General features: G+C 71.8%; 10 protein-coding genes. 8 read left to right on the forward strand and 2 right to left on the reverse strand.

What is annotated here, in order from left to right; all coding sequences use genetic code 11:
- Window positions 1-117 precede the first annotated feature (117 nt).
- The 4 genes from katG (at window position 118) to AB0912_RS07020 (ending at window position 5902) form a co-directional block, all read left to right on the forward strand.
- On the forward strand, window positions 118-2340 hold the full coding sequence (gene katG / locus AB0912_RS07005; protein WP_366696920.1) for a catalase/peroxidase HPI: 2223 nt from the start codon (window positions 118-120) through the stop codon (window positions 2338-2340).
- A 130-nt stretch (window positions 2341-2470) separates the two neighbouring features.
- Window positions 2471-3871 carry a dihydrolipoyl dehydrogenase gene (gene lpdA / locus AB0912_RS07010; protein ID WP_366696921.1) on the forward strand — a complete coding sequence of 467 codons (1401 nt, stop codon included), beginning with the start codon at window positions 2471-2473 and terminating at the stop codon, window positions 3869-3871.
- A 227-nt stretch (window positions 3872-4098) separates the two neighbouring features.
- A complete protein-coding gene (locus tag AB0912_RS07015) occupies window positions 4099-4932 on the forward strand; it encodes an ATP-binding cassette domain-containing protein (RefSeq protein ID WP_366696922.1) in 834 nt (277 codons plus the stop codon).
- Between the two features lie 250 nt (window positions 4933-5182).
- Window positions 5183-5902: an FAD binding domain-containing protein gene (locus AB0912_RS07020; RefSeq protein ID WP_366696923.1), complete on the forward strand. Its 720-nt coding sequence runs from the start codon at window positions 5183-5185 to the stop codon at window positions 5900-5902.
- 217 nt (window positions 5903-6119) lie between these two features.
- Here the strand turns inward: AB0912_RS07020 and AB0912_RS07025 are convergent, their stop codons facing one another.
- On the reverse strand, window positions 6120-6878 hold the full coding sequence (locus AB0912_RS07025; protein WP_366696924.1) for a siderophore-interacting protein: 759 nt from the start codon (window positions 6876-6878) through the stop codon (window positions 6120-6122).
- A gap of 102 nt (window positions 6879-6980) precedes the next feature.
- Between AB0912_RS07025 and AB0912_RS07030 the strand changes: the two genes are divergently transcribed.
- Both AB0912_RS07030 and AB0912_RS07035 read left to right on the forward strand, forming a co-directional pair.
- The gene (locus AB0912_RS07030; protein WP_366696925.1) at window positions 6981-7598 is read left to right on the forward strand and encodes a GNAT family N-acetyltransferase; all 618 of its coding nucleotides are present in this window, start codon (window positions 6981-6983) and stop codon (window positions 7596-7598) included.
- Window positions 7599-7758: 160 nt separating this feature from the next.
- Complete coding sequence (locus tag AB0912_RS07035) at window positions 7759-9333, forward strand: MFS transporter (RefSeq protein WP_366696926.1); 1575 nt, start codon at window positions 7759-7761, stop codon at window positions 9331-9333.
- A 43-nt stretch (window positions 9334-9376) separates the two neighbouring features.
- Here AB0912_RS07035 and AB0912_RS07040 read toward each other — a convergent pair whose 3' ends face one another.
- Complete coding sequence (locus AB0912_RS07040) at window positions 9377-10054, reverse strand: TetR family transcriptional regulator (RefSeq protein ID WP_366696927.1); 678 nt, start codon at window positions 10052-10054, stop codon at window positions 9377-9379.
- Window positions 10055-10280: 226 nt separating this feature from the next.
- Between AB0912_RS07040 and AB0912_RS07045 the strand changes: the two genes are divergently transcribed.
- Entirely contained in the window at window positions 10281-10745 is a 465-nt protein-coding gene (locus AB0912_RS07045) for a hypothetical protein (protein ID WP_366696928.1), read from the forward strand.
- A 127-nt stretch (window positions 10746-10872) separates the two neighbouring features.
- The gene (locus tag AB0912_RS07050) at window positions 10873-12024 is read left to right on the forward strand and encodes a PP2C family protein-serine/threonine phosphatase (protein WP_366696929.1); all 1152 of its coding nucleotides are present in this window, start codon (window positions 10873-10875) and stop codon (window positions 12022-12024) included.
- Window positions 12025-12043: the final 19 nt, after the last annotated feature.

The raw sequence follows: 12043 nt of genomic DNA on the forward strand, positions 1-12043 counted from the left end.
CGCAGGGACCGCGCGGCGCCGGCCGGCACGTGACGGCCGCCCCCGGTACGCCCCCGAGCCGCACCCCCCTCACTTTCTTTCTGAGCACCGAGATCCGCCCCGTCCGGAAGGATTCCCATGTCTGAGAACCACGATGCGATCGTCACCGACCCGAAAACGGATGAGGCCGGAGGGGGCTGCCCGGTCGCGCACGGCCGCGCCCCGCACCCGACCCAGGGGGGCGGCAACCGCCAGTGGTGGCCGGAGCGGCTCAATCTGAAGATCCTCGCCAAGAACCCCGCCGTGGCCAACCCGCTCGGTGAGGAGTTCGACTACGCCGCCGCGTTCCAGTCCCTCGACCTGGCGGCCGTGAAGCAGGACATCGCCGAGGTGCTCACCACCTCCCAGGACTGGTGGCCCGCCGACTTCGGCAACTACGGCCCCTTCATGATCCGGATGGCCTGGCACAGCGCGGGCACCTACCGCATCAGCGACGGCCGCGGCGGCGCCGGCGCCGGCCAGCAGCGTTTCGCCCCGCTGAACAGCTGGCCGGACAACGCCAACCTCGACAAGGCCCGCCGCCTGCTGTGGCCCGTGAAGAAGAAGTACGGCCAGAGCCTCTCCTGGGCCGACCTCATGATCCTCACCGGCAACGTCGCCCTGGAGCAGATGGGCTTCGAAACCTTCGGCTTCGCCGGCGGCCGTGAGGACGTCTGGGAGTCCGAGGAGGACGTGTACTGGGGCCCGGAGACCACCTGGCTCGGCGACGAGCGCTACACCGGCGACCGCGAGCTGGAGAACCCGCTGGGCGCCGTGCAGATGGGCCTCATCTACGTCAACCCCGAGGGCCCCAACGGCAACCCGGACCCGATCGCCGCGGCCCGCGACATCCGTGAGACGTTCCGCCGCATGGCGATGAACGACGAGGAGACGGTCGCCCTGATCGCGGGCGGTCACACCTTCGGCAAGACCCACGGCGCGGGCCCCGCCGACCACGTCGGAGACGACCCCGAGGCCGCCCCGATCGAGGCGCAGGGCCTCGGCTGGAAGAGCACGTACCGCACCGGCAAGGGCGCGGACGCGATCACCTCCGGCCTGGAGGTCACCTGGACCACCACGCCGACCCGGTGGAGCAACGGCTTCTTCGACAACCTCTTCGGCTACGAGTGGGAGCTGACCAAGAGCCCCGCCGGCGCCCACCAGTGGAAGCCGAAGGACGGCGCGGGCGAGGGCACCGTCCCGGACGCCCACGACCCGTCGAAGAAGATCGCCCCCTCGATGCTCACGACGGACCTGTCGCTGCGCTTCGACCCGATCTACGAACCGATCGCCCGCCGCTTCCACGAGAACCCGGCGGAGTTCGCGGACGCCTTCGCCCGCGCCTGGTACAAGCTGACCCACCGCGACATGGGCCCCAAGTCCCTCTACCTCGGCCCCGAGGTGCCGCAGGAGACGCTGCTGTGGCAGGACCCGCTGCCCGAGGCGCAGGGCCCGGCCATCGGCGCCGAGGACGTCACCGCCCTCAAGGCGAAGATCCTCGACTCCGGCCTCACCGTTTCGGAGCTGGTCTCCACCGCCTGGGCGTCGGCCTCGACGTTCCGCGGCAGCGACAAGCGCGGCGGTGCCAACGGCGCCCGGATCCGTCTGGAGCCGCAGCGCGGCTGGGAGGCCAACGACCCCGACCAGCTCGCCTCGGTGCTGCGCACCCTGGAGAGCGTCCAGCGGGAGTTCAACGCCGGCGGCAAGCACGTCTCGCTGGCCGACCTGATCGTGCTCGGCGGCGTCGCGGCCGTCGAGAAGGCCGCCAAGGACGCCGGTCACGACGTCGAGGTGCCCTTCACGCCGGGCCGGGTCGACGCGACGGACGAGCACACCGACGCGGAGTCGTTCGCCGCGCTGGAGCCGACCGCCGACGGTTTCCGCAACTACCTCGGCAAGGGCAACCGCCTCCCGGCCGAATACCTGCTGCTGGACCGCGCCAACCTGCTGACCCTGAGCGCCCCGGAGCTGACGGTCCTCGTCGGCGGCCTGCGCGTCCTGGGCGCCACGCAGGGGCAGTCGACGCACGGTGTCCTCACCGAGACCCCCGGCAAGCTGACGAACGACTTCTTCGTCAACCTGCTCGACCTGGGCACGACCTGGACGGCCACGTCCGAGGACGCGAACACCTTCGAGGCCCGCGACGCCTCGGGCCAGGTCAAGTGGACCGGCACGCGGGCCGACCTGGTCTTCGGCTCGAACTCCGAGCTGCGCGCGCTCGCCGAGGTCTACGCGAGCGACGACGCGAAGGAGAAGTTCGTCAAGGACTTCGTCTCCGCGTGGGACAAGGTCATGAACCTCGACCGGTTCGACCTCGTCTGAGTTGACACCGACGTCAGGGCCGGCCCTCCCACGAGGTCCGGCCCTGACGCGTGTCCCGACACCGGAACGCGAGGGGGCCGAGTCCCGCCGCCCAGGCGTGCCCGGCGGGACAGCGCCTACGCTGGCCGGTATGAGCGCACACTTTGACGTGGTGGTCCTGGGCGCCGGCCCGGGTGGATATGTCGCGGCGATCCGGGCGGCCCAGCTCGGACTCAGCACGGCGGTCGTCGAGGAGAAGTACTGGGGCGGTGTGTGCCTGAACGTGGGGTGCATCCCGTCGAAGGCGCTGCTGCGCAACGCGGAGCTGGCCCACATCTTCACGCAGGAGGCCAAGACCTTCGGCATCCGCGTGGACGGCGAGGTGACCTTCGACTACGGGCAGGCCTTCACACGCAGCCGCAAGGTGGCCGACGGACGCGTCAAGGGCGTCCACTACCTGATGAAGAAGAACAAGATCACCCAGTTCGACGGACGCGGCACCTTCTCCGACGACCACACCCTTCAGGTCGCCCTCACCGACGGCGGCTCGGAGACGGTCACCTTCGGCCACTGCGTCATCGCGGCCGGCGCCACCACCCGGCTGCTCCCGGGCACCTCACTGAGCGAGCGCGTGGTGACGTACGAGGAGCAGATCCTGTCGGACACGCTCCCCGACAGCATCGTCATCGCGGGGGCGGGCGCCATCGGTGTCGAGTTCGCCTATGTGCTGCACAACTACGGGGTCCAGGTCACCCTGGTCGAGTTCCTCGACCGGATCGTCCCGCTGGAGGACGAGGAGGTCTCCGCCGAACTGGCCCGGCGCTACAAGCGGCTCGGGATCAACGTGCTGACGTCCACCCGGGTCGAGGCGATCGACGACTCCGGGGACGCGGTCAAGGTCATGGTGACCACGGGCGGCCAGCGGCAGACGCTGGAGGCGGGCAAGGTGCTCCAGGCGATCGGGTTCCAGCCGCGCGTCGAGGGCTACGGCCTGGAGAACACCGGGGTGAAGCTCACCGAGCGCGGGGCGATCGACATCGACGGCCGGGGCCGGACGAACGTGCCGCACATCTTCGCCATCGGGGACGTGACGGCCAAGCTGATGCTCGCGCACGCGGCCGAGTCGATGGGCATCGTGGCGGCCGAGACGATCGCCGACGCGGAGACGATGGAACTCGACTACGTGATGATCCCGCGGGCGACCTACTGCCAGCCGCAGATCGCCAGCTTCGGCTGGACCGAGGCGCAGGCCCGCGAGAAGGGCTTCGACGTCCAGGTGGCGAAGTTCCCCTTCACCGCGAACGGCAAGGCGCACGGCCTCGGCGAGACCGCGGGCTTCGTCAAGATCCTCTCCGACGCGCGGTACGGGGAACTCCTCGGCGCCCATCTGATCGGCCCCGAAGTCACCGAGCTGCTGCCGGAGTTGACGCTCGCCCAGCAGTGGGACCTGACGGTCCACGAGGTGGCCCGCAATGTGCACGGGCATCCGACGCTCGGCGAGGCGGTCAAGGAGGCCGTGCACGGGCTCGCCGGACACATGATCAACATGTGACGGAACGGGCCCTCCGGACAGTCTCCCTCCGCCTGCCGGACAGTCCCTTCCGCCGCCGGACAGTCTCCGTCCGCGCGCCGGACGTCTCCCTCCGGCTGCCCGGGCCCCGGCCCCGCCCTCTCCCCCGGCACGTACCCGCTCCGCCGTCCGCCTCGTGGACAGCGGAGCAACAACGTGCCGGGGGCATCTAGTGTGCGGCGTACGCCGACCGCAGAGGGGAGCCCGGGATGGGTGACGTGCCGACCGAGGAAGCAGGCGGACTCCGAGGGGCGGTGGTCGCGCTCCGCGAGGTGAACGTGCACCGTCACACGACGGGTCAGGTGATCCTCTCGGACATCGACTGGACGGTCCGGTCCGGTGAGCACTGGGCACTCCTCGGGGCCAACGGCGCGGGCAAGACGACGTTGCTGCGGCTCCTGGGCGCGCTGATGCACCCGACGAGCGGCACCGTCGAGGTGCTCGGTTTCCGGCTCGGCCGCGTCGACGTGCGGGAACTGCGGGCCCGTATCGGTCATGTGAGCACCGCGCAGCGGGTGCCGCAGGACGTCACCGCGCACACGGTGGTCCTGACCGGTCACACCGGAACCGTGCAGCCGCTGTGGCGGAAGTACGACGACGCGGTGCGCCGGCGGGCCGACGAGCTGCTGGCCGAGCTGGACATCAAGGAGCTGACGGACCGGCCGTACGGCGTCTGCTCGGGCGGGCAGCGGGCCCGGGTGCTGATCGCCCGGGCCCTGATGGCCGACCCGTCCCTGCTGCTTCTCGACGAGCCGTTCAACGCACTGGACCTGCCCTCCCGTGAGGATCTCGTGGACGCGATGCAACGGCTGGCCGAGAGCCGTCCGGGGCTCGCGACGGTGACGGTGACCCACCATCTGGAGGAGCTGTCCCCGGCGGTCAGTCACGCCCTGCTGCTGCGGGAGGGCCGGGTCCTGGCGTGCGGCACGGCGGACGAGACGCTCACCGGCACCTGGCTGACCCGTTGCTTCGGCCGTCCCATCTCCGTGGCCCGGCACGAGGGACGGTGGGCGGCCTACTCCGGCCGCTCGAACGGCCGCTGACGGCTCATCAGGACCTCGCGGGCGAAGGGGCGGCGGCGACCGCTCTTGCCTCCGGTGTGTGCCGGGGGCACGTTCGGGCATGCTCCCAGGGACACTCGCGTGCGCGTCTGTGCGAACGGGGGCGCATCGGGTGACGGAGTGAGCCCTGTACGCGCCCCCTGTCGTGCGGTGAAAATGCGCCTGTCGAGGGCCTTTTGGCCAGGACACCGTCACCCCGCCGCCATGTCACCAGGAAAGCAGGTCGGCTGCCGTGCTGTTGCGTCTGCCCACGTCCGTGTCCGAAGCACAGGAGTGCCTGGCCGAGGGGGCGGTGCCGATAGGCGGCGCGACGCTGGTGTGGGCCGGCTGGCAACGGGACGGCTTCCCGGAGCTGGCGATGTCCCTGCGCGACCTCCCGGAGGCCAACACCATCGGGGACGGGACGCTGGGCGCGGCCGTGCTCCTGCACCGGATCGACGACCGCGTACCGGAGGTACTGCGCCGCGCCGCGGCCACCGTGGGGACCGGGGCGGTCCGGCGGACGGCCACCGTCGGCGGCAATCTCGTCGGCAGCACCCTGCGCTGTCTGCTGCCCGGGGCGATCGTGCTCGACGCGCGCGCGGTCATCCTGGAGCCGGAGGGGGTCCGCGAGACCGATCTGGCGGAGGTCCTGGCCAAGCGGCATCTGCTGCTCGGCCTGCGCTGGAGCGCGCCGACGGCCAGCAGCTACCACAAGTCGGAGGGCGAGGCGGGCGGAGCGCCGCCCCTGGTCGTGGCCGCCGCCCTGCGTCCCGCCGCCGACGGCCGGCGCCTGCTGCGGGTAGCGGTCCGCGACGGTTACGAGGTGCTCGCCGACAGCATCGTGTGCGACACGGAACCGGACTCGCTCCTCGGCGCGCTGCGCAACGGGGACCTCGGCCAACTGCCGCCCGAGGCCTGGGAGATCACGAGCCGGCAGGTCACCGAACTCCTGGCCCGCCCCGGGGAGTGACCGGCCCACCACCACGGACGGGCCGACAGCAAGGGCCATCCCGACACGGAGGGCCCGGCTCACGCTGAGGACCCGCCTCACACGGAGGACCCGGCTCACGCTGAGGACCCGCCTCACACGGAGGACCCGGCTCACGCTGAGGACCCGCCTCACACGGAGGGCCCGGCCGGAGTCGCGTCCGAGGACGCCGTCCCGGCCGGTCCCCTCGCCTGCCGGGCTACTCCCCCGCCGGGGCGCCGGCCGTGACGGGTGCCGGAGTCGCACGCCAGTAGCCGAGGGCGTGTACCCGCTGGCGCGGCACGTCCAGCTCCTTGCGGACGTACGCGGAGAGCGTCCGCGTGGTCGCCGTGTCGCAGGTGATCCAGACGTAGGGGTCGGCTTCACCCTTCAGCAGATCGGGAAGCTCGGCCCGTACCCGCTCGACGAGGTGCCCGCCGTTGTCGCGGCGGGGCACCGGACGCAGTTCGTGCCGTGCCGGGTCGACGGCGCACGGCAGCCCGTCGAGGTCGCCCTCGAACCAGATCGTCGCGGGCGCCGAACCCAGCGCCCCGATCAGCGAGTTGAGGGCGGGCAGGGCCGCCGGGTCCACCACCGCGTAGAGGTGGGACGGGGCGGGCGCGGGCTCCTCGAAGTCGGTGCCCTGCACCGTGGCCTCGATCGTGTCACCGGGCGCCGCCGCGCGCGCCCAGTCGCTGGCGCACCCGTCGTGCAGCGCGAACTCCAGGGCGAAGGTGCCCGTCTCCGGGTCCGGGTCGACCAGTGTGTACGCCCGCTGGTGGGGCCGGCCCGCGTTGGCGAACCACAGGCGGACCCACATGGTCGGGTGGACGCCGGTCGCGGCGAGCAGACCACCGTCGGTGACCCGCAGCCGCCGGTACAGCGGCGCCACGTCCTCGACCTCCGTCACGGTGAGGACGAAGTCCCTGGCCCTCAGCAGTTTGAGGACCGCACCCTCCCAACCACGTCGCTGCCCCATCTACCCGCTCCCCTCCGAAATGATCTCTTGGTGATATTAGGCAAGCCTAACCTAATATGATTCACCCCCGGTCACGCCGGACCGTCCGCCCCAAGGAGATCCATGTCTGAAATGTGCGCCCCCACCCGGCCGTTCGTGCACGAAGAGCACATCCCCGGCACCGGCACCGTCCGCATCCGGCCCCTCGACCCCGCCGCGGACTGCGCTACCGTCCACGCCTGGGCGAGCGAGGAACGCGCCGCCTTCTGGGGCATGAACGAACTGACCCCGGATCAGATCACCGAGATCTACAGCGAGTTGGACAAGCTCACCACTCACCACGCCTTCCTGGTGGAGAAGGACGGCGAGCCGGTCGCCCTGCTCCAGACCTACGACCCGGAGGCCGACCGGGTCGGCGAGTGCTACGAGGTCCGCCCCGGCGACATCGGCATCCACCTGCTCCTCGCGCCGGCCGGTCCCGACGGGAGCCGGCCGGGCTGGACGGCGTCCCTGTCCGGGGTCATCGCCTCGTACGTGCTGCGCGGACTCGACCGGCAGCGCGTCGTGACCGATCCCGACATCCGCAACCACAAGGCGATCGGCAGACTGCTCAGACAGGGCTTCACCGCCGGACCCGAGGTCGTCCTCCCCGAGGTCGACCTGCCGGAGGTGCGCCTCCCCGAGAAGCGGGCCCGGCTGGCGTTCCTGCCGCGCGCGGTCGCCTTCCCCGACGGGTCCTGAGACACCGGCCGCACGGTCGACGGGGAAATTCAACAAAGACCGGATACTCGCACGAATCACCAGGTCAGAATTCATCGGCGTGGAAGATGGCGGGCGGGCTGCCGAGTCTGGTTCCAGGCACCGGGATCCACCCGGACCGCTCGGACGAAGGACAGAGCCCATGCCCTCCCTGCGCGCCCCGGCCGCCGGTTCCCCGCCGGCCGTACGTCACAATCTGATCCTGGTGGTCACCTGTCTGGCCCTGGGCACGGTGGTCGCCGCCATGGCCTCGCTGAACGTGGCGCTGCCCGACCTCGCCCGCGAGACGCACGCGACCCAGACACAGCTCTCCTGGATCATCGACTCCTACAGCCTCGTCTTCGCCTCGCTGCTGCTCCCGGCCGGTGCGCTCGGCGACCGTTTCGGCCGCCGGAGGGCGCTGCTCGTGGGGCTGACGCTCTTCGGCGCCGGGTCGGCCGCCGCGTCCCTGACGACCGACCCCTCGACGCTGATCGCCCTGCGCGGAGTGCTGGGCGTGGGGGCGGCGCTGGTCATGCCGGCCACGCTGTCCACCATCACCAGCACGTTCCCGCGGGCCCAGCGGGCACGGGCGGTCAGCGTCTGGGCTGCGGTCGCGGGCGCGAGCGCACTCGTCGGCCTGTTCGCCACCGGCGCCCTGCTGGAGGGCTGGTCGTGGCGCTCGGTGTTCCTGCTGAACGTGACCCTGGCCCTGGTCGCGCTGGTCGGGACCCTGCTGTTCGTGCCCGAGTCGGCGGAACCGGCGCGGCCCCGGCTCGACGTCGGCGGCGCGCTCCTCGCCGTGCTCGGCCTGGTCGCGCTCGTCTACTCCGTCATCGAGGCGCCGACCCGTGGCTGGGCCGACCCGGTCACGCTCGGCGGCATCGGCCTGGGCCTCGCGGTGCTGGCCGGGTTCGTGGTCTTCGAGCTGCGCCGCACCCACCCGCTGCTGGACCCCCGGCTGTTCCGCGACCGTCACTTCGCCGCCGGTTCGCTGTCGGTCACGCTTCAGTTCTTCGTCTTCTTCGGGTTCATCTTCGTGATGATGCAGTATCTCCAACTGGTGCGCGGGGACAGCGCGTTGATGGCGGCGACCTCGATGCTGCCGATGGCCCTGACGATGGTTCCGCTCTCGCGGGCGACGCCGGTCCTGGTGGCCCGGTTCGGGTTCCGCGCGCCGTGGGTGGCGGGACTGGTGGGGGTCGCCGCGGGGATGGGCGTGCTGTCCCGGCTCGACGCGTCCAGCCCGTACTGGCTCATCGCGGCCGGTCTCGTCCCGCTGGGCGCCGGAATGGGCCTGTCCATGACGCCGGCCACGACGTCCATCACGGACGCCCTGCCGCGCTCTCTCCAGAACGTCGGTTCCGCGATGAACGACCTGGCACGTGAGCTGGGCGGCGCGCTCGGGATCGCCGTCCTCGGCAGCCTGCTCAGCGCCGCCTACCGCGACCGTCTGAGCCTGCCGGGGCTGCCGGAGCGGGTGGCGGAGGCGGCCCGGTCCTCCCTCGCGGCGGCCCACGCCATCGGCGGCCCGGTCTCGGGCCGCGCCACGGCCGCCTTCGTGCACGGCATGCACGTGGCTCTCCTGGGCGCCGCGTCCGCCGCGGCACTGGCCGCCGTGGCCGTCGCCCTGCTGCTGCACTCCGCCCCGCCGCCGAAGCACTCCGGGGACGAGACCTCGGCCGAGGTGGGGGGTCCGGTCGCCGAGGAGGAGCGGGGGCGGCCCGCCTACCGCTGAGCCCGGCGGGCCGGGGCGTATGCCGGAGCCCCGGCCCGGCCGGTCAAGGACGCGCCGCCGGTGGCCGGACGGCCCGGGTACGGGGGGCCGGGCCGCGCAGGGCCTGTCGCAGTTGGGGGCTGACGACCCGGACCACGTCGTCGGCGTGCATGGACACGATCGGCTCCAGGCGCAGCAGATAGCGGGTGGTGATGAGCCCGCCGATCACGGTGGTGAACGCGGCGGCGCGCTGCCGGGCGCCGCGCCCGGGGACGAGGCCAGCGATCCGCGCGACGATCTCCCGTTCGACCGCTTCCTTGACCAGTTCGCCGACGTCGTCGTCGGCGATGGCGCTCTTCAGCATGGCGACCAGGGGCGGGCCCGACACCGGGTCGTCCCAGACGGAGAGGACCTGGCGGAGGACCCGTTCGGGAAACGTCCTCAGGTCGCCGTCCTCCGCGACCTGGGCGAGGAGTTCGGCGGGGTTCGCGCCGAGCGCCAGGGCCGCGCCGAAAAGGCCCTTCTTGGAGCCGAAGTAGTAACTGATCAGGGCGAGATCGACACCGGCCTCACCGGCGACGGAGCGCAGGGTCACCGCGTGGTAGCCGTGCTCCAGGAAGCGGCGCCGCGCGACGTCCAGGATCGCGGCCCGGGTGTCCGGACCGCCCGGCCTGCGCCCACGCCGCCCATCGGAGGCACCGGAGGCACCGGAGGCACCGGGTTCACCGGGTTCAATCGTCACGGACGAATTCTAGGACCGGCCGGCCTCACCGCCGATCTGCCCGGTTAAGGCGGCCAAACAGGTGATTGTCCGGTGTGAAGTCCTGCGGAACGATTCTCACGAAATGATGTCGTTCATCCATATGAGTGGTGCATCACACATCGGGGCCGTAGCGTCGTGGTAGAGACGGAGGCCGGTGATCACCCGTCGGCTTCCGAACGGCCGTCGTCCCGCACGGAGCACCCCTATGCGCAGCAGCACAGCCAGAACAGCCCTCACCCTCTGCGCGGCCGCGTCGCTCGCCGCCGTGATGGGCACCGCCTCCGCGGCCCCGCGGACCGCCGCGACGGCACAGGCTCCGCGGCCGAAGCAGCCGGTACCCGTCCTCGTGGACTGCCTCTGGCATCCGGACGTCCGCCCCGCCGACTTCATCCTGGCCTGCGGCGACGGGAACAGCAGGCTCGTCTCGCTGCACTGGTCGCGCTGGGACCAGAAGGGGGCGGTGGCCGAGGGCGTCAACGCGGTCAACGACTGCAAGCCGTACTGCGCGGCGGGCACGTTCCACTCGTACCCGGTCATCGTGAAGCTGGACCACCCGCAGTCCTGGAAGAAGAAGCCGGCCCAGCAGCACTACACGCGGATGACGCTGGCCTACCCCCACGACCGGCCCGAGGGGTACCAGCGCACGGTCGGCTATCCGCTCTGGAACTGACCCCAGACGCGCCCCTCGGCCTCCCCGCGGAGCACACGGTCGCGCAAACCAGGGCAAACTGGTTCACGTGGGCAACCGGCACAGGTCAGTGGGCAGCCTCGTGGAGCAACCGTCGGGCCGTGGCCTGGTGGCGATCCCACTGGCGTTGATCGTCGTGATCACCGTCGTGGACATCCGCACCCCCACCAGCGTGCATCTCGGCCCGTTGCTGGTCATCGCGCCCACCCTGACGGCCTCGTTCGCCGGTCCCCTGCGCACGGCGCTGGTCGGGGTGCTCGCGGTGGCCGCCCAGGTGGTCATCGGCGTCCTGAACGGCGGTCTGAGCACCACCAACCACGTGGCGCAGATCATCGCCCTGATCGTGCTCTCCGCCCTGGTGGTGTTCGTGTGCCATGTGCGGGAGCGGCGGGCCCGCGAGCTGGTGCGGGCCCGGTCGGTGGCCGAGACCGCCCAGCGTGTCCTGCTGCGTCCGCCGCCGCGCCGGATCGGGCCGCTGCGCACGGCGTGGCTGTACCTCGCCGCCGAGGACGACACACAGATCGGCGGCGACCTGTTCGCGGTCACCCGCGCCGCCTCCTCGTCCACCCGCGTGCTCATCGGCGACGTACGGGGCAAGGGACTGGCCGCCATCGGAGAGGCCTCGGTGGTGCTGGGCGCCTTCCGCGAGGGCGCCCACCGGTACGCGACCCTGCCGGAACTGACGGCCGCCCTGGAGGTGAGCGTCTGCCGTGACCTGGACGAGGTCGCCGACACCGCGAAGGACCCCGGCGAGCACTTCGTCACCGCGCTCGTCCTCGACATTCCCGACGACGGTGCCGAGGCCTCGATGATCAACTGCGGTCATCCCCCGCCGCTGCTCCTGCGCGACCAGCGGGTCACCACCCTGCACGCCCGCCACCAGAACCCGCCGCTCGGCATGTGCGAACTGCCGGCCGCGAGCCATCCCACCGATCCGTTCACCTTCGAACCCGGCGACTTCCTGCTGCTGTACACGGACGGCGTGATCGAGGCCCGCTCGCCGGACGGCGCCTTCTATCCGCTGGCCGAGCGGATCGCGACCTTTCCGGCCGCCGGTCCCGACGCCCTCCTGCGGCACATCCACGACGACCTGGTCCGGCACATCGGCGCGGAGCCCGCCGACGACGCCGCGCTCCTCGTCATCGAACGCACCCCCGCCCACCACCTCCGGCTCCCCCACCTGGCCACCGCCCACACCGCCGACGACCCTGACGGCCGGCCCACCGAGGGCCCCCCGCCGCGGCCCGGCACGAAGACCTGACGGCAGCCCGGCCTCACCC

Origin of the sequence: Streptomyces sp. NPDC007084, from assembly GCF_040703595.1 — a bacterium.
Lineage (GTDB): Bacteria > Actinomycetota > Actinomycetes > Streptomycetales > Streptomycetaceae > Streptomyces.